At 63.4% G+C, this 18,138-nt stretch carries 16 protein-coding genes and 1 pseudogene; 12 read left to right on the forward strand and 5 right to left on the reverse strand.

What is annotated here, in order from left to right:
• Nucleotides 1-2: 2 nt before the first annotated feature.
• On the reverse strand, nucleotides 3-779 hold the full coding sequence (locus DT068_RS04595) for a 3-ketoacyl-ACP reductase (protein ID WP_119388600.1): 777 nt from the start codon (nucleotides 777-779) through the stop codon (nucleotides 3-5).
• Nucleotides 780-884: 105 nt separating this feature from the next.
• Here DT068_RS04595 and DT068_RS04600 point away from each other — a divergent pair, with 105 nt between their 5' ends.
• Together DT068_RS04600 and DT068_RS04605 are read left to right on the forward strand one after the other, a co-directional pair.
• Entirely contained in the window at nucleotides 885-2,462 is a 1,578-nt protein-coding gene (locus tag DT068_RS04600; RefSeq protein ID WP_119388601.1) for an acyl CoA:acetate/3-ketoacid CoA transferase, read from the forward strand.
• Nucleotides 2,455-3,243, forward strand: coding sequence for an enoyl-CoA hydratase/isomerase family protein (locus tag DT068_RS04605; protein WP_119388602.1), 789 nt, complete (start codon nucleotides 2,455-2,457; stop codon nucleotides 3,241-3,243). Before DT068_RS04600 ends, DT068_RS04605 begins: the two co-directional genes overlap by 8 nt.
• Before the next feature lie 174 nt (nucleotides 3,244-3,417).
• On the opposite strand, the gene DT068_RS04610 is transcribed toward DT068_RS04605, so the two are convergent.
• Together DT068_RS04610 and DT068_RS04615 are read right to left on the reverse strand one after the other, a co-directional pair.
• The gene (locus DT068_RS04610; RefSeq protein ID WP_119388603.1) at nucleotides 3,418-4,131 is read right to left on the reverse strand and encodes a DNA helicase; all 714 of its coding nucleotides are present in this window, start codon (nucleotides 4,129-4,131) and stop codon (nucleotides 3,418-3,420) included.
• 155 nt (nucleotides 4,132-4,286) lie between these two features.
• Nucleotides 4,287-5,336, reverse strand: coding sequence for a LacI family DNA-binding transcriptional regulator (locus DT068_RS04615; protein WP_119388604.1), 1,050 nt, complete (start codon nucleotides 5,334-5,336; stop codon nucleotides 4,287-4,289).
• A 337-nt stretch (nucleotides 5,337-5,673) separates the two neighbouring features.
• On the opposite strand from DT068_RS04615, the gene DT068_RS04620 reads away from it, so the two are divergent.
• From DT068_RS04620 to DT068_RS04650, 7 genes and pseudogenes are all read left to right on the forward strand, one after another.
• On the forward strand, nucleotides 5,674-6,915 hold the full coding sequence (locus DT068_RS04620) for an ABC transporter substrate-binding protein (RefSeq protein WP_162914000.1): 1,242 nt from the start codon (nucleotides 5,674-5,676) through the stop codon (nucleotides 6,913-6,915).
• A gap of 250 nt (nucleotides 6,916-7,165) precedes the next feature.
• Nucleotides 7,166-8,080 carry a carbohydrate ABC transporter permease gene (locus tag DT068_RS04625; RefSeq protein ID WP_119388605.1) on the forward strand — a complete coding sequence of 305 codons (915 nt, stop codon included), beginning with the start codon at nucleotides 7,166-7,168 and terminating at the stop codon, nucleotides 8,078-8,080.
• Nucleotides 8,077-8,958, forward strand: a complete 882-nt coding sequence (locus DT068_RS04630; protein ID WP_119388606.1) for a carbohydrate ABC transporter permease — start codon at nucleotides 8,077-8,079, stop codon at nucleotides 8,956-8,958. Before DT068_RS04625 ends, DT068_RS04630 begins: the two co-directional genes overlap by 4 nt.
• A 3-nt stretch (nucleotides 8,959-8,961) precedes the next feature.
• Complete coding sequence (locus tag DT068_RS04635) at nucleotides 8,962-10,077, forward strand: ABC transporter ATP-binding protein (RefSeq protein ID WP_119388607.1); 1,116 nt, start codon at nucleotides 8,962-8,964, stop codon at nucleotides 10,075-10,077.
• A 3-nt stretch (nucleotides 10,078-10,080) separates the two neighbouring features.
• Nucleotides 10,081-11,688 (forward strand): GMC family oxidoreductase, encoded by a 1,608-nt coding sequence (locus DT068_RS04640; RefSeq protein WP_119388608.1) that lies wholly within the window; start codon nucleotides 10,081-10,083, stop codon nucleotides 11,686-11,688.
• Between the two features lie 24 nt (nucleotides 11,689-11,712).
• Nucleotides 11,713-12,039, forward strand: a pseudogene (locus DT068_RS04645) (phosphomannose isomerase type II C-terminal cupin domain); the annotation flags it as partial.
• The gene (locus DT068_RS04650; RefSeq protein ID WP_368904432.1) at nucleotides 12,014-12,925 is read left to right on the forward strand and encodes an ROK family protein; all 912 of its coding nucleotides are present in this window, start codon (nucleotides 12,014-12,016) and stop codon (nucleotides 12,923-12,925) included. The pseudogene DT068_RS04645 and the gene DT068_RS04650, both read left to right, overlap by 26 nt.
• Nucleotides 12,926-13,093: 168 nt before the next feature.
• Here DT068_RS04650 and DT068_RS04655 read toward each other — a convergent pair whose 3' ends face one another.
• A complete protein-coding gene (locus tag DT068_RS04655; RefSeq protein ID WP_119388611.1) occupies nucleotides 13,094-14,083 on the reverse strand; it encodes a Gfo/Idh/MocA family protein in 990 nt (329 codons plus the stop codon).
• Nucleotides 14,084-14,154: 71 nt separating this feature from the next.
• A complete protein-coding gene (gene betI, locus DT068_RS04660; RefSeq protein ID WP_119388612.1) occupies nucleotides 14,155-14,739 on the reverse strand; it encodes a transcriptional regulator BetI in 585 nt (194 codons plus the stop codon).
• A gap of 199 nt (nucleotides 14,740-14,938) precedes the next feature.
• On the opposite strand from betI, the gene choX reads away from it, so the two are divergent.
• The 3 genes from choX to choV all read left to right on the forward strand — a co-directional run bounded on the left by choX (nucleotide 14,939) and on the right by choV (nucleotide 18,069).
• Complete coding sequence (choX, locus tag DT068_RS04665; protein WP_119388815.1) at nucleotides 14,939-15,823, forward strand: choline ABC transporter substrate-binding protein; 885 nt, start codon at nucleotides 14,939-14,941, stop codon at nucleotides 15,821-15,823.
• 204 nt (nucleotides 15,824-16,027) lie between these two features.
• Nucleotides 16,028-16,882, forward strand: coding sequence for a choline ABC transporter permease subunit (gene choW, locus DT068_RS04670; protein WP_119388613.1), 855 nt, complete (start codon nucleotides 16,028-16,030; stop codon nucleotides 16,880-16,882).
• Nucleotides 16,879-18,069 (forward strand): choline ABC transporter ATP-binding protein, encoded by a 1,191-nt coding sequence (gene choV, locus DT068_RS04675; protein WP_119388614.1) that lies wholly within the window; start codon nucleotides 16,879-16,881, stop codon nucleotides 18,067-18,069. Before choW ends, choV begins: the two co-directional genes overlap by 4 nt.
• Nucleotides 18,070-18,138: the final 69 nt, after the last annotated feature.

Consider the following 18,138-nt stretch of genomic DNA (forward strand, 5'->3'; position numbering starts at 1 on the left):
CGTCAATATCTCACGGTAAGGAGGCCGGCATCGGCGGCGATCGCCTGGCCGGACGTATAGGGCAATCCGCCGGTTGCCAGCGTCACGGCGATCCGGGCGACTTCTTCCGGCGTGCCGAAGCGCCTGATGGTGGTGAGCCCGCCTTCGATGAGCTTGTCATAGCGGGCTTTCGACGGCGCCGTCATGTCGGTCTCGATGAAGCCGGGCTGGATCTCATAGACGCCGATCCCGTCATTGGAGAGGCGTGCGGCGAAGAGCTTGGACACCATCGAGGCGGCCGCCTTCGACACGCAATATTCGCCGCGGTTGATCGAGACGCCAATGGCATTGGCCGAGGTGATCGTCACGATGGAATGATGCAGGTCGGCGCTGCGTTGCCGCGCCAGAAGCCTTCTGGCGAAGGCCTGAGTGAGGAAGAACAACCCGCGCGTATTGACCGACTGGCAGCGATCATAGCTTTCAGCTGTGACCTCGAGGAGATCGCCGCGGTTCATGACCGAGACCCCGGCATTGTTGATGAGGGTCGTCAACGGCCCGACCGCCTTTTCGGCGGCGTCGAGAACTCGTTCATGCTGGTCTGTCGCCGACACATCGCCCGCAATGGCCGCAGCCTTGACGCCCAAGGCCCTGGCTTCGGCGACCGCCGCATCGAGTTCGGACGAGATGTCGAGGTCATTGATCGCCACATCGAAGCCGGCTTGCGCCAGGCCGAGCGCGATGGCCTTGCCGATGCCGCGCCGGGCGCCGGTGATGAGTGCGCAGGGACGGGAACTGCTCATCGGTCGTGGCCTGCCTGGAGGGCGGGCTGGCGATTGACCGCCGGCCCGGAATGAAATAACTAAATGGTTACTTGTCGGAATTCTCGCGAAAGATCAAGCCCCCTCATGGCCCGCATCGTCACCGCCGCCGAAGCTGCCCGCCAGATACCGGATGGCGCCGTCATCACGGTCAATTCGAGCTCAGGCCTGTGCTGTCCCGACCATATGCTGAAGGCGATTGGCGAACGTTTCGCCCAGGAGGGTCACCCGAAAGCCGTGACCATGCTGCACCCGATCGCTGCCGGCGACATGTATGGCGTGAAGGGCATCGATCATCTGGCGAAGCCCGGCCTGATCAAGCGCATCATCGCCGGCTCCTATCCTTCCGGCCCCTCATCCTCCGAGCCGCCGCTCATCTGGCAGATGATCGGCAGGAACGAGGTCGAAGCCTATAACATCCCCTCCGGCATCCTCTTCGACATGCATAGAGAAGCCGCCGCCAAGCGCCCGGGCGTCTTGACCAAAGTCGGGCTCGACACCTTTGTCGATCCTGATCGCGAAGGCTGCGCCATGAACGAGGCAGCCAGTGCGCCGGTCGTCAAGAAGGTGACATTCGAGGGCGAGGAGTGGCTTTATTTCCCGGCCATCGTGCCCAGGGTCGCCATCATCCGGGCGACGACGGCCGATGAGCGCGGCAATCTCTCCTGCGAGCAGGAAGGCGCTTTCCTCGGCATCACCGATCTCGCCATGGCGGCGCACAACAATGGCGGCATCGTCATCGCCCAGGTGAAGCGTATCGTCCAGGCGGGCTCGCTCAACTCGCACAGCGTGCGCGTGCCGGGCATTCTCGTCGACTATGTCGTCGAGGCGCCGGAGCAATGGCAGACGACGCAGACGATCTATGATCCGGCCATTTCGGGCGAGGTGAACCGGCCGATGTCGAGCTTCGGGCCCATGGAATTCGGCCTGGGAAAAGTCATCGCCCGGCGCGTCGCGCAGGAGCTGAAGCAGGGCTGGGCCGTCAATCTGGGCTTCGGCGTTTCGGCCAATGTGCCGCGCATCCTGCTTGAGGAAGGCCGCCATGGCGAGGCCACCTGGGTGATCGAGCAGGGCCCGATCGGCGGCGTGCCCTTGCTCGAATTCCAGTTCGGCTGCGCCTCCAATGCCGAGGCCGTGATGCCCTCGCCGCAGCAATTCACCTACTTCCAGGCGGCGGGCTTCGACTGCTCGCTGCTGTCCTTCCTGCAGATCGACCGATCGGGCTCGGTCAATGTCTCGAAGCTGGGGGTCAGGCCGCATGTGACCGCGGGCGCCGGCGGCTTTGTCGACATCACCGCGCGCGCCCGCAAGATCGTGTTCTCCGGCTTCTACAATGCCGGCGCCAGGATGGAGGTGAAGGACGGCAAGCTTGCGATCGAGAAGGAAGGCAAGGTGAAGAAGCTGGTGCCGGAAGTGGAGCAGGTGTCCTTCTCCGGCCGCCGCGCCGTGGCGCAGGGCCAGGACATCACCTATGTCACCGAGCGCTGCGTGCTGAAGCTCGGCAGGGACGGTCTCGTCGTCACCGAGATCGCGCCCGGCATCGACCTCGATCAGCATATCCTCGCGCAGGCCGATATTCCGCTGAAAGTCTCACCCGGCCTCAAGACGATGGATGCTTGCCTGTTCAGACCTGAGCCCATGGGCCTGGAGCTTGCCCATGCCTGACACCGGCGATCCGCGCATCCGGCTTGAGCACAGGGACCATGTCGCCATCCTCACCATCGCGCGCCCCGAAAAGCTTAACGCGCTCGATATGAGCATGATGTCGGCGCTCGAACGCGCCGCCCAGCTGATCGAGGCCGAGCGCGACATCCGCATCGTCCTCCTGACCGGCGAGGGCGAGAAGTCCTTTTGCGCTGGCGGCGATATCGAGGGTTGGGCCGGGTTCTCACCGCTCGACTTCGGCCGCGCCTGGGTCCGTCACGGCCATCGCGCCTTCGATGCCTGGGCGCGCTTGCGCCAACCGGTGATCGCGGTGCTGAACGGCCATGCGCTGGGCGGCGGCCTCGAACTCGCGGCTGTCGCCGATCTCAGGATTGCCGAGGAACATGTCATGATCGGCGCGCCCGAGACCGGGCTTGGCATCATTCCTGGCTGGTCGGGCACGCAGCGCGTCGCGCGTCGGTTCGGCGCGCAACTGACCCGCCGCATGGCACTGTTCGGCGAGGTCTTCGCGGCGCAGGAGGCGCTGGCTCTGGGCCTCGTCGATGCGCTGGCGGCGCGCGGGGCGGGCCTCGCCAAGGCACAGGACTATGTCGAGCGCATACTCGCCCGCGGACCGGTGGCGCTCGAGCTCACCAAGGCGCTCATCAACGCGGCCGAGGGCGAAGAGACCGAGCGGCCGCTCGAAGCGATCGCCGGCGCGCTCGCGGCGACGACCGAGGATCTGAAGGAAGGCGTCGCGGCCTTCCGCGCCAAGCGCAAGCCCAAGTTCAGGAATGAGTAGCTCGTCCTCAGAAGAATGGGTCGGCGAGCGTAGCTTTTAGGATTCTCGCGTTCTCCCTCACATCGTCATCCCGGCGAAAGCCGGGACCCATTAAATTGGTGAAGCATGAACAGTACCGCCCGGTTGATTCTATTCAGGGGGTCCCGGCTTTCGCCGGGATGACAGAATGGTGGGTTAGCCTGCAGCCCGAAACTGGACCTCGCCATTGTTGAGGAAGCAGGTCTTGTTGAACAGGCTCAAATCGAGCGGGTTCGGCAGCCGGACATCGGCGAGATCGGGACAGGGCTTCCTCGCCGGATCATAGGCCCGGTCGATCTGCGAGATGAAGACGATGATCAGGCCGCGATCGCGCGCGAATGCTTTCAGCGCGGGAATCTGGATCATGAGTTCCGGCTTGTCGCGCTTCTGATCGAGGAGCTGCAGATAGTCCACGACCGCGAGCGTGCCGCGCGGCGCGCTGCCGAGCTTCTCCATGATGTAGCCGGCGCTGATGGCGTCGGAACTGTCGAACTCGAACAGTGAGCCGAACTGGGTTCGATCGGCTCCGATGGCCTGGAAGCTGCTCGAGACATGCCTTTCGGCATAGTCGAGCGAGAAGAAAACGCTTCTGTGCCCGGCCTTCATCGCTTCGACGGCAAGCTCGAGGCTGAGCAAGGTCTTGCCATGGCCGGGCCGGGCGCCGACCAGCACCAGGTCGCCGGGCCGCAGTTGCGCGAACAATTTGCCGGCCGGTCGTATCGCCGACATCCGGGTCGCCAGCAGGCTCCAGGCACTGAAGCCCTCTTCGCCGGCGACATGATCGAGTGCCGTATGCAGCGGGATCTTCTTTTGGCGCGCCAGAAGCCTGGCCTTGCGCTTCAAGCTGTAGATGGGTGCAGACAACTTCATATGACCTCCTATTGCGAGCAGATATCGCAACCCCTCCTTATGCGTGATGCCCGAACAGCAGGATCGATGATCAATGCGCCCGGCATGAATGATGCTTTCCGATGGAGGGGGGAGGCGTGGGCCGCGCCAGAATCAGATCATAGCCCAACCCGCCATCAGGAGCGAGTGGCGCTTTCGCTGAAGCTCGTCAGATCGAGTCGCTGCAACTCGCTGACCGGAGCGTCGCCCTCGATGCGTTTCAGCAGGAATTTCGCGCAATCGTGGCCGACACGGATATGGTCCTCGTGGAACTGCAGTGTCGGCAGCTGCACGAGGTCGAGCATGTTCGAGGTCTTCTTGTTGACGATGTCGACATCCTTGCCGATGACGAAGCCCGCCTCCTGAAAGCCCAGGATCATGCCGAGCGCCTGCATCTCCGACCCGCAGATGATGCCATCCGGCGCATCGCTCCCGGTCGCGAGCGCGTTGGCATAGGTTCTGAGGGTGAAGGCGGGCGAGTAGAGATCGACGCCTTCGGCGATGCGCGGCGCGAGCCCCGCTTCGAACAGGGCGCGCCGGTAGCCGCCGAGCTGGTGGCCGCTATAGGTGAACTGCGCCGGTGGCAGCACGATGACGATGCGCTTGCGCCCGCGCTTGATCAGCGCCTGCGTGGCGCGATAGGCGAAATCGAAATTGTCGGTGTCGATATAGGGATGCGGCGTGGCAAGCTCGGTGCGCCCGAAGGTGATGAAGGGGAAGTCGCGCTCGAGCAGCATCTTCACGCGCAGATCCTGCGGCTCCGAATGGGTGAGGATGACGCCGTCCGCCGCCGCCGTGTCGACGATATAGCGCACCGGATCGATCGGATCCTGGTCGATATATTGCGGCAGCACCTGCAGATGATATTGCGTGCCGCTGAGCGCCTGGCTGATGCCCATGATCAGGCGCCTGGCATAGTCGCTCATGTCGTCGGCCTGGTTGAGCACGAAGGAGATGACGAAGGTGCGCCCGGTCTTGAGGCGCACGCCGGCGCGATGCGGCCGGTAGCCGATCTCATCGGCGATGGCGCGCACCCGGGCCTTGGTTTCGATCGCAAGCTCAGGCCCGTCCTTGAGCGCCCGCGAGACAGTGGTGACGCCGAGGCCGGTCAGGTCGGCGATCGTCCTGAGCGTCGGCTGCGGGCGCGGGGCGCGGCTCGCCGGCGGGCGTGTGCGGAGGCGGTCCATGAACCTGTAACGTTTCAGAATCCCAAGGTCGCGACGATATGTGGACCCTGGCAGACATGTCAACAGTCCAACAAATGCAATTGTATTACATAAGGGTGATGCAACGTCCTGTTGACAAGTAAAATCTGTAACGTTACAGGTCTGGTCCGAAAAGGGTCCCGGAACAAGAACAATAACGATCCGGCCGAGAGAGGGAGACGTTCATTTTGCCGAGTTCGTCGCTGCGCGCAAAGCTTGCGGGGATATCGATCCCCGATCACGGCACATCGACCATCGAGAGATAAGCCGGCGCTTCGTGAGCGCGGGAATTTTCAATCGCAACCCAAGGGAGGATTTCATGTTGCGTAGATTGTTGCTGACCAGTGTTTTTGCTTCGGGCTTTGCGCTCGCAGCCCATGCGGCCGACCAGGTGGAAGTCCTCCACTGGTGGACCTCGGGCGGCGAGGCGGCCGCGCTTGACGTGCTGAAGAAGGACCTCGAGGCCAAAGGCGTCGCCTGGCAGGACATGCCGGTGGCCGGTGGCGGCGGCGAGCAGGCGATGACCGCCCTGCGCGCCCGCGTCGCCCAGCAGAATCCGCCGACCGCCGTGCAGGCTTTGGGCTTCGACATCACCGACTGGGCCAAGCAGGGCGTGGTGGGTGATCTGGGGCCGATCGCCGACAAGGAAGGCTGGGACAAGGTCATCCCGGCGGCGCTGCAGGGCTTCGCCAAATATGACGGCAAGTGGATTGCCGCTCCCGTGAACGTCCACTCCACCAACTGGGTGTGGATCAACAAGAAGGCGCTCGATGCCGCCGGCGGCAAGGCGCCGGAAAGCTGGGACGAGCTCGTGGCTCTCCTCGACAAGTTCAAGGCTGCGGGATTGACCGCCGTCGCCCATGGCGGCCAGCCCTGGCAGGACGCGACGATCTTCGATGCCGTCGTCCTCTCCCTCGGCAATGACTTCTACAAGAAGGCGATGATCGATCTCGATCCCGACACACTCGCTTCGCCCAAGATGAAGGAAGCCTTCGATCGCATGGCGAAGTTGCGCTCCTATGTCGATGACAACTTCTCCGGCCGCGACTGGAACCTCGCTTCCGCCATGGTCATCGAAGGCAAGGCCGGCCTGCAATTCATGGGCGACTGGGCCAAGGGTGAGTTCCTCAAAGCCGGCCAGAAGCCGGGCCAGGACTTCGTCTGCATCCGCTTCCCCGGCACGCAGGGCGCCGTCACCTTCAACTCCGACATGTTCATGATGTTCAAGGTCGGCGAGGACAAGCAGAAGGCGCAGCTCGAAATGGCTTCGGCTATCGAGAATCCGACCTTCCAGTCTTCCTTCAACGTGGTCAAGGGCTCGGTCCCGGCGCGCACCGACGTGCCGGACTCTGCATTCGACGATTGCGGCAAGAAGGGCATGAAGGATCTGGCGGAAGCTGCGGCCTCGGGCTCCCTCATGGGCTCCATGGCGCACGGCCATGCCGCACCGGCTGCGATCAAGAACGCGCTCTATGACGTCGTGACCCGCCACTTCAATGGCGAGCTCGACTCGGAAGCCGCTGCGCAGGAGCTCGCAGCCGCGATCGCCGCGGCGAAGTGAACGATCGCATGTGATCGCAGGCCCCGGAGCAATGCCGGGGCCTTTTCTCGCGCTGGAGTCCGTCCACAAAAGCGGGCAGACTTCATCACCCAAGGCCGGCGGGCGCTCCGCCCAGTTCGTCATCCCGGCGAAAGCCGGGATCCATTGAAGTGGTGCAAGCCGGGAAGTGCCGCTCGTTCGGAAAGAATTCAGGGGGTCCCGGCTTTCGCCGGGATGACGGAAAATGGATAGGGCTGAGGAAAGTTGAGAGATGGCTGAAGCCACAGTTCAAACCGCCGGGGCGCCGTCAGCGCGGAACTATCTGCAGGAGCTCCTGCCGCGCATCGTGCTGGCGCCGAGCTTCGCCGCCATCCTGCTGTTCGTCTATGGCTTCATCCTGTTCACCGGCTATCTCTCCTTCACCGATTCGAAGATGCTTCCCTCCTATGGCTGGGTCGGCCTCGAGAATTATTCCAAGCTCTGGGCCCTGCCGCATTGGTGGCGCGCCATTTCCAACCTCGCCATCTTCGGCTCGCTCTATATCATCGTCTGTTCGGTGCTGGGCCTGGGATTGGCCATCCTGCTCGACCAGAAGATCCGTGCCGAGGGCGTGCTGCGCCCGATCTATCTCTATCCCATGGCGCTGTCCTTCATCGTCACCGGCACCGCCTGGAAATGGTTCCTCGATCCCGGCATCGGCCTCGAGCACACGATGCACCAGTGGGGCTGGGAGAGCTTCTCCTTCACCTGGATCAAGGACCGCAACATGGCGATCTACACGCTGGTGATCGCCGCGGTCTGGCAGTCGTCCGGCTTCGTGATGGCCATGTTCCTCGCAGGCCTGCGCGGCGTCGACAATGAGATCATCAAGGCGGCCCAGATCGACGGCGCCTCCAATGTCACCATCTATCGCCGCATCATCATCCCGCTGATGCGCCCGGTCTTCCTCTCGGCCTTCGTCGTGCTCGCCCATCTCGCCATCAAGGCCTATGACCTCGTGATCGCGCTCACCGGCGGCGGACCCGGCCAGGCGACGGAGCTGCCCGCCACCTTCATGTATTCCTACACCTTCACCCGCAATTCCATGGGCATAGGCGCTGCCTCCGCCACCATCATGCTGATCATGATCGCCTCGATCATCGTGCCCTATCTCTATTCCGAGCTGCGCACGGGACGCCGGTCATGAGCGCGCCCTCGCCCGAGATCGCCGTGAAGACCACCTCGTGGACGCGCATCCTGATCTATGCCGTGCTCATCCTCTTTGCCTTCTACTATCTGCTGCCGCTCTATGTGATGCTGGTGAATTCGGTGAAGCCGCTGGATGAGATCCGCGAGGGCGACATGCTCGCCTTGCCGCGGCAATTCACCATCGAGCCGTGGCTGAGCGCCTGGTCGACGGCCCAGATCGGCGTCCAGCCGACGGGCCTCAGGCCCTATTTCATCAACTCGATCATGATGGTCGTGCCGGCGGTGGCGCTGTCGACATTGCTCGGCGCGCTCAACGGCTATGTGCTGACCAAATGGCGCTTTCCCGGCGACAACCTGGTCTTCACGCTGATGCTGCTCTCCTGCTTCATCCCGTTCCAGATCGTGCTCATCCCGATGGCGACGGTTCTCGGCATCATCGGCATCGGCGGCACCATCTGGGCGCTCATCCTGGTTCATGCCGTCTATGGCATCGGCTTCACCACCTTGTTCTTCCGCAACTATTATGAGGCCTTCCCGACCGAACTGGTGCGCGCCGCGATGATCGACGGCGCCAGCTTCTTCCAGATCTTCCGCCGCATATTGCTGCCGAGCTCGGGACCGATCATCGTCGTCACCGTCATCTGGCAGTTCACCAATATCTGGAACGACTTCCTGTTCGGCGTGTCCTATTCGGATGCCAATTCGCTGCCCATGACGGTAGCGCTCAACAATCTGGTGAGCTCATCGACGGGTGTGAAGGAATATAACGTGCATTTCGCCGGTGCCATTCTCGCCGCCCTGCCGACGCTGATCGTCTATATCGTGTCGGGCAGGTATTTCGTGCGCGGCCTGATGGCGGGCGCAGTCAAGGGGTGAACCATGCCGTTTCTTGAAATCAGGAATCTCGAAAAGCGCTTCGGCAATGTCGAGGTGCTGAAGGGCATCAACCTCGCCATCGACGAAGGCGGCTTCCTCGTCCTGGTCGGACCATCGGGCTGCGGCAAGTCGACCTTGCTCAACACCATTGCCGGGCTCGAGGCGATCACCGGCGGTGAGATCCACATCAATGGCCGCAAGGTCAATGACCTGCATCCTTCCGAGCGCGACATCGCCATGGTGTTCCAGTCCTATGCGCTCTATCCCAATATGACGGTGGCGCAGAACATCGCCTTCGGCATGGAGATCAGGGGCGTGCCGAAGGAGCAGCGCGACAAGGCGGTGTCCGAGGTCTCCGAGACCCTGCAGATCAGGCATCTGCTCGACCGCAAGCCGAGCCAGCTGTCGGGCGGCCAGCGCCAGCGCGTCGCCATGGGCCGCGCTCTGGTGCGCCGGCCGCAGGTCTTCCTGTTCGACGAGCCTCTGTCCAATCTCGACGCCAAGCTGCGCGTCGACATGCGCACCGAGATCAAGCGCCTGCACCAGTCGATGAAGACCACTATCGTCTATGTGACGCATGACCAGATCGAGGCGATGACGCTGGCCACCCGCATCGCCGTGCTGAAGGACGGCATCCTGCAGCAATTCGGCACGCCGGCCGAGATCTACAACCATCCGGCCAATATGTTCGTCGCCGATTTCATGGGCTCGCCGGCGATGAATCTCATTCCGGCGAATGTCGAAAAGTCGGGTTCGAGCCTGCGCCTCTCCATGCCGCAGCGCTCGGGCAATCCGCTCACCCTGGCGCTGCCCGATGGCGCCCAGAGGATCGCCAAGCATGCCGGCGGCAATGTGATCTTCGGCATCAGGCCGGAAGCCCTGACCGATCCTGACGGCGCCGACCGCACATCGTCGGGCGTCGTCACCTCCGAATGCCAGATCGAGGTGGTGGAGCCGGCGGGCTCCGACACCTTCGCCATCACCCATCTGGGCGGCAAGCAGGTGGTGGCACGGCTCAGGGCCGACGCGAAAGTGTCGGCCGGCAAGATGGCGAAGCTCGCCTTCAATCTCGACAAGGCGGTATTCTTCGATCCGGGCACCCAGCAGCGTATCGCGTAGGAAATGCGGACCAGCTTTGACTACATCATCGCGGGCGGCGGCTCGGCCGGCTGCGTGCTGGCGGCGCGGCTTTCGGAAGACCGCGATGTGAGCGTCCTTCTGGTCGAGGCGGGTGGCAGCGACCGTCATCCGCTGTTCCATATTCCGGCGGGCTTTGCCCGCATGACCAAGGGCATCGCCAGCTGGGGCTGGTCCACCGTGCCGCAGAAGCACATGCAGGACCGTGTCTTCTGGTACACCCAGGCCAAGGTGATCGGCGGCGGCTCGTCCATCAATGCGCAGATCTATATCCGCGGCAATCACCGGGACTATGACTTGTGGGCGCAGGCCGGCTGCGCCGGCTGGAGCTATCGCGACGTGCTGCCCTATTTCAGGCGTGCCGAGGGCAACAGCAGGCTCAGCGATGAGTATCACGGCACTGACGGCCCCTTGGGCGTGAGCGACCCCTGGGCCACCTTGCCGATCGCCGAGGCCTTCCTCGAAGCGGCCGGTGAAGCGGGCCTCGCGCGCAATCCCGATTTCAATGGCGCCCGCCAGGACGGCATGGGCTTCTATCAGGTGACGCAGAAGCACGGCCGGCGCTCATCGGCGGCGACGGCCTATCTGAAGCCGGCGCGCGGCCGGCGCAATCTGACGATCATGCGCGACGCCCAGGTGTTGCGCATTCTCGTCGAAAGAGGCCGGGCCGTGGGCATCGAGCTTGCCGCTGCGTCGAACCGGCGGGAAATCCTGCGCGCCAAGCGCGAGGTGATCCTGTCCTGCGGCGCCATCGGCTCGCCGCGGCTTCTGATGCTGTCGGGGATCGGGCCTGCCGATCATCTCAAGCCGCTTGGCATCGCGCCGGTATTCGACGCGCCCTCCGTCGGATCGAATCTCCAGGACCATCTCGATCTCTGCACCGTCAGCGAATGCACGGGCGATCACACTTACGACAAATATGGCAAGCCGCACTGGGCAGCGCTCGCCGGCGTCCTGTACGTCCTGTTCCGCGGTGGCCCGGCGGCATCGAGCCTTTTCGTGACCGGCGGTTTCGCCAAGGTCGACGAGAATGCCGACATGCCCGACATGCAGTTCCATCTGGGCTTCGGCTCCGGCATCGAGGCGGGTATCGCCAGGCTCAAGCATGCCGGCGTCACCTTGAACAGCGCCTATATGAAGCCGCGCTCGCGCGGCACCGTGCGCCTCGCTTCCGCCGATCCGCAGGCGGCGCCCCTGATCGATCCCAATTACTGGTCCGATCCGCATGACCGCGAGATGTCGCTGCGCGGGCTGGAGCTGGCGCGCGACATCATGGCGAAGCCGGCGCTCAAGCCTTTCGTGCTGGCAGAGCGCGTGCCGGGCCTTGAGGTTGCGAGCCGGGAGGCGCTGGCGGACTATGCCTGTGCCGCGGCCAAGACCGATCACCATCCCGCCGGCACCTGCCGCATGGGCATCGATGCCGAAGCGGTGGTCAATCCCGATCTCACTTTCAGGGGCATAAGGGGCTTGCGCATCGCCGATGCTTCGATCATGCCCAATGTGATAACTGGCAACACCAATGCGGCGGTGATCATGATCGCCGAGAAGGCGGCGGACATGATCCGCGGCCGCCCACCCCTTTCGATGGATTAGGAGGCAAGGATGTATAGCGAGACACGCCCCTGGGGCTCGTTCCATGTGCTCGACGAGGGCAAGGGCTTCAAGGTGAAGCGCATCGTGGTGACGCCGGGCGGCAGGCTTTCGCTGCAGAGTCACAAGCACCGGGGCGAGCACTGGACCGTGGTCAACGGCACCGCGACGGTGACCGTCAATGACACGGTATCGACCCTCACCCGTTCGCAGTCGGTCGACATTCCGCAAGGCGCCAGGCACCGGCTGGAAAACCACCATGACGGCCTGGTCGAGATCATCGAGGTGCAGTTCGGCGATTATCTCGGCGAAGACGATATCGTGCGCTATGATGACGCGTATAACCGCAGCTGACCGCATCGGCATCGATCTCGGCGGCACCAAGATCGATGCCGCCGTGCTCGCCGGCGATGGCGCAGTGCGGTTCGAGAAACGCGTGCCGACGCCCCGCAGCTATGACGCCATCCTGGCCGCGATCGCCATATTGGTGCGCGAGGCGCGCCTGCAGGCGGCGCAGGATGCGACGATCGGCATCGGAGCCCCCGGTTCGGCATCGCCCGGCACCGGCCTGTGGCGCAACGCCAATATCCTCGCCTGCAACGGCAGGCCGATGCAGGCCGATATCGAGCGCCTCATCGGCCATCCCGTGCGCATGGAGAATGACGCCAATTGCTTCGCCCTGTCGGAGGCCTTCGATGGCGCGGGCTCCGGCCACGCGGTTGTCGCCTGCTTCACCATCGGCACGGCTTTGGGCGGTGGCCTCGTCATCGACGGGAAGGTCAGGCGCGGGCCCAACAATGAAGCGGCGGAATTCGGCCACACGCCGATGCCCTGGCCCAATGAAAGCGAATGGCCGCTCATTCCCTGCTTCTGCGGCAAGAAAGGCTGCGTCGAGCAATATGTGTCGGGCACCGGCCTCGCGCGCGATTATGCGAAAGCGACGGGACAGGAGCTCAAAGGTCCGGACATCGTCGCTTTGGCGCGCCAGGGCGATATGCAGGCCAAGGCGGCGCTCGATCGCCTTGCCGACCGCTTCGCCAGGCTCACCGCGGCGATCGTCAATGTGATCGACCCCGATATCTTCGTGATCGGCGGCGGCCTGTCCGGCCTGCCTGAGCTCGTTGAGGAGCTGGGCCCGCGCGCCAGCCGCCATACCTTCTCGAGCGTCGCCACCGTCAAGGTCGCGCGCGCCGCGCACGGCGAGAAGAGTGGGGTCAGGGGAGCGGCGAGGCTGTGGTAAAATTCCCCTCCCCCTTGCGGGGAGGGGTTAGGGGTGGGGGTCTGGGCAGTGCAGCCGGATTTTCATTTGGGCGTTTCTCAAGGCAGATAGAGAATCGTCAACACCACCCAGACCCCCACCCCGGCCCTGCGGGCCGACCCTCCCCGCAAGGGGGAGGGTAAAATTCCCTCACACCTTCTCCCACTTCCGGCTCTTCTCCGAGCGGAAGAAGGCATCGATGATCTTCATGTTCTGGATCGCGTCCTTCACGCCGTAATGCGCCTTGTCCGTCTTGCGGATGACGCGGCCGAAGGCTTCCGCCTGCAGCTGGTACTGGTCGCTCACCGGCAATTCATAGGTCTTGCCCTCATTCATGGTCATGCCCTGGACGAAATAGCGGTTCGGCTTGTCGGGCGGCGCGTTGAACGGGATCTCGATCTCGATGCGCCCCTTGGTGCCGGCGATCTGCACGCGCTGGAAGGGGGCCGTCTGCGTCGAGATGGCGAAGGAGAGCTGGCGGCCCTTGCCGAAATCGGCAAGCCCGCTCGCGGTGCGGTCGGTCTTGAATTTGGGGTCGCGGTCGAACACCGCGGTCACCGCCTTCGGCTCGGCATCGAAGATATAGCGCGCCACGGTGATCGGATAGCAGCCGATGTCGAGCAGGCCGCCGCCGCCGATCTTGGCCATGTTGCGGACATTCTTCGGGTCGTCGAGATAATAGGTGAACAGCACCTGGATGAGGCGCACCGTGCCGATCTCTCCCTTCGCCACCCTTTCGCGCACCGCCTGCCATTGCAGCGCATGGCGCACCATGAAGGCTTCCGCCACATAGATGCCCTTCTTCACGTCCTTGAGCTTTTTCGCTTCCTTGGCGGTGATGGCGATCGGCTTCTCGCACAGGACATGCTTGCCGGCCTTGGCGGCGGCGAGGGTGAGGGGCACATGCAGGTGATTGGGGAGGGGATTGTAGACCGCCTCGATCTCGGGATCCGCCAGCATCGCCTCATAGGAGCCGTAGCTGCGCGCAATGCCGAGCTTCTTCGCCGCCTGGTCGGCCGTCTTCCGGTCGCGCGACGAGATCGCCACGACCTCGAGCTCCTTGCTCTTCAGCATGCCGGGAATGACCTTGCCTACGCCGATATTGGCGGTCGAGATGATGCCCCATTTGACCGGTTTCATTTGTTAGCTCCCTCTAAGCATGATCCCGAAAAGTTGCAGACTTTTCGGATAAGGTCATGCAAAAAATAAACTCAAGACTTCCCTGCGATCATCGCATCGGCATAGGCGCGCGTCATCGCCCGTGGCGTTTCGGCGTCATCGGGGCGACCGGTCAGCGCATAGCGCAGCCACAGGCCGTCGATCAAGGCGCCGATGCCGAGAGCTGCTTCCTGCGCGCGCTCGCGCCCGATGAGCGGGACAAGCTCGTGCAGAAGATTGCTGTGCAGCCTGCGGTGATAGATGAAGAGGATGCGCTGCAGCTTTTGTGAATCGCGCGCATTGCCATAGAGCGCCAGCCAGGCCGAGAACACTTCCTCGCCGAACTGCGCATCGCCGTAAGAGGCGTGGATGATCGCATAGAGGCGCTCGAGCGGGCTCCTGGCCACGCGCATGCGCTCCACCGCCTCGCGCCGCAGGATGTCGAGCATGGCCCGCATGGTGGCGGCGAGCAGGTCGTTCTTGTCGGCGAAATAATGATGCACGATGCCGGTCGACACGCCGGCCTTGCGCGCGATGCGGGCCACCGTCGCGCTCGAAAACCCGTGCTCATGAATGGAAGCGATCGCCGCATCAATGAGCTGCTGGCGGCGGATCGGCTTCATTCCCCTCTTGGGCATTGACCCCTCTTTATATTGGACCGTCCGGCTCCCCGAATGAGCCTAGTTTTACATTGGACGTCCGTCCAATAAAAAACTTGACGATCCCCCTCCAAATGAGAGTAGTCTTTCCGCAAAAGATATCCATAGGGAGGATCGAATGAGCATGAAATTGAAGGCCTTGCTGGGCGTCCTGGCGCTGGGCGCCTCGCTGACCGCCATGGCCGGAGCCGCAGCGGCCGGCGATGCCGAAAGTTGCAAGAAGGTACGCTTCTCGGACGTGGGCTGGACCGACATCCAGGCGACGACCGGCGTTGCCAATGTGCTGCTGCAGGCGCTGGGCTATGAGCCCGAGGTGCAGGTGCTTTCGGTCCCGGTCACCTACCAGTCGCTCAAGAACAAGGACATCGACGTGTTTCTCGGCAACTGGATGCCGAGCATGGCGGCCGATGTGAAGCCCTTCACCGATGACGGATCGGTCGAGACCATCTCGCAGAATCTCGAAGGTGCGGGCTACGGCCTCGTGGTGCCGGCCTATGTCGCCGATGCCGGCGTCAAGAGTCTCAAGGACATCGGCCCGAACAAGGACAAGTTCTCCTCCAAGATCTATGGCATCGAGCCCGGCAATGACGGCAACCGCATCGTGCTCGGCATGATCGACAACAAGGACAATGGCCTTGGCGGCTTCGAGCTGGTCGAATCCTCCGAAGCCGGCATGCTGTCCCAGGCCGAGAAATCCATGAAGAACAATGAGTGGATCGTCTTCCTCGGCTGGACGCCGCATCCCATCATGGGCGAGATGAAGATCACCTATCTCGACGGCATGGGTGATTCCGGTTTCGGCGCCGCCACCGTGCACACCAATGTGCGCAAAGGCTATACGACGGAATGCCCGAATGTCGGCAAGTTCATCTCGAACCTGAAATTCAGCCTGTCTGCGGAAAACCAGATGATGGACGCGATCCTGAAGGGCGCCGAGGCCAATGCCGCGGCGACCGACTGGCTCAAGGCCAATCCCGATGCGGTGAAGCCGTGGCTCGAAGGCGTGACCACTTTCGACGGCGGCGACGCCGCGGCAGCCGTCAAGGAGAAGCTCGGCGGCTGAGCCATTGCACAGTTGAAAGACCAAGGCGGCTCGTGACATGAGCAAATCCCGCCAAAGTTGAAGACTTTGGCGATAAGGATTTGCTCCCTCCCTTAATTGACGATCACGTTCATGACTTTTGACGGGACCCGTCAAAAGTCATCGTGATCTTTTGCCGCCTTTTTGTTAGGGTCAAAGAAAAAATACATCAGGGGAGGGGCTGAGATGGATCCGGTTACGCAACTCATCACCGCCTGGAAGATTCCGATCGGCGCCTGGGGCAAGGCGTTCTTCAGCTTCCTGACGACGAATTTCGAGTGGTTCTTCGATGGCATCGCACGCGGCTTCACCGTCGTGCTCGAGGGCCTGATCGGCCTCGTGCTGATGGTGCCGCCCATCATCGTCGTCGTGCTTGTCGCCCTTCTCGCCTGGTATCTGCAGCGCTCGGTAAAGCTCGCCATTGCGACGGCGGTGGGTCTTCTCTTCATCATCAATCTCGGCTTCTGGAAGGAGACGATCGAGACGCTGGCACTGGTCATCGCGGCCGCCGGCGTGTCCATGGCGATCGGCGTGCCGGTCGGCATCGCCGCGGCCCACCGTCCCTGGCTGTTCCGCATCTTGAGGCCCATCCTCGACCTGATGCAGACCATGCCGACCTTCGTCTATCTGATCCCGGTGCTGGTCCTGTTCGGCCTGGGCCTGGCTCCGGGGCTCATCGCCACCGTGATCTTCGCCATTCCCGCCCCCGTGCGCCTAACCCATCTCGGCATCACCTCGGTGCCGAAGCAGCTGATCGAGGCGGGCGAGGCCTTCGGCGCCACCAGGCGGCAATTGCTGTGGAAGGTAGAATTGCCGGCGGCGCTGCCCACCATCATGGCGGGCCTCACCCAATGCATCATGCTGTCGCTGTCCATGGTGGTCATCGCGGCACTGGTCGGCGCCAATGGCCTCGGCAAGCCGGTGGTGCGGGCGCTCAACTCGGTCAACATCCCGCTCGGTCTCGAGGCCGGCATCGCCATCGTGGTGCTCGCCATCATTCTCGACCGCGTCTGCCGCGTCGGCGAAAGGAAAGCGTCATGACCGCCGTCGAATTCAAGAATGTCGACATCGTCTTCGGCGAGCGCGCGGCCGAGGGCATCAGAATGCTCGACCAGGGCGCCTCGCGCGCGGAAATTCTCGAGAAGACAGGCGCGGTCCTTGGCTGCGCCGGCGCCAATCTCGCCATCAAGGAAGGCGAGATCAGCGTGCTCATGGGCCTTTCGGGCTCGGGCAAGTCCACCTTGCTGCGCGCCGTCAACGGCCTCAACAAGGTCTCGCGCGGCGAGGTCCTGGTCAATGAGGACGGCAAGCTCATCGATGTGGTGACATGCCCGCCCGAGACCTTGCGCCGGCTGCGCCAGCACCGCGTCGCCATGGTGTTCCAGCAATTTGCGCTTCTGCCCTGGCGCACCGTGGCGGAGAATGTCGGTCTCGGCCTCGAGCTCGCCGGCATGCCCGACGCCGAGCGGGAAGAGCGTGTCGGCAGGCAGCTCAAGCTTGTCGGCCTCGATCAATGGTCGAAGAAATACGGCCACGAATTGTCGGGCGGCATGCAGCAGCGTGTCGGGCTTGCCCGCGCCTTCGCCACCGAGGCGCCGATCCTGCTGATGGACGAGCCCTTCTCGGCGCTCGATCCGCTGATCCGCACGAAGCTGCAGGACGAATTGCTGTCGCTGCAGAAGACGCTGAAGAAGACGATCATCTTCGTCAGCCACGATCTCGAGGAGGCGCTGAAGCTCGGCAACCGCATCTCGATCCTCGAAGGCGGCCGCATCGTGCAGACGGGGCGTCCTGAGGACATCGTGCTGCGGCCCGCCAACGACTATGTGCGCGAGTTCATCGCCAATGTGAATCCCTTGAGTGTGCTCACCGCCTATAATGTCATGCGTGACGCGCGCGATCTCGAGGATGCGGGCGAGGGCTGGGTGTGGCTCGACCGAAGACGCACCACCCGCTTCAAGATCGGCCCCGACCGCAAGGTGGTGGCGGCCGAACGCGACAAGCAGCAGGCGACCTGGGTCGCCTGTTCGCAGGCCGAAAAGCCGGTAGAGCCGGGGACGAGGCCCGTTTATTGGGCGAGCCCCGGCACGCCGTTGCGCACCGTGATGCTCGCCATGCACCGCGCCGAGACGGCGCCGGTGGCGCTGTTCGACGAAGGCGAGCGCTTCGTCGGCGCGATCGGCGTGCGCGATGTGCTGCAGGCGGTTTTGCGCCGGCAGCCGGATTGAGCGCATCGGCCCGAAAAGTGTGAGCGGTTTTCGGAGAAGCCGATGCGCAAAGAAAAAGAGCGACCATTC

The organism is Taklimakanibacter lacteus, assembly GCA_003576695.1.
GTDB lineage: Bacteria > Pseudomonadota > Alphaproteobacteria > Rhizobiales > Aestuariivirgaceae > Taklimakanibacter > Taklimakanibacter lacteus.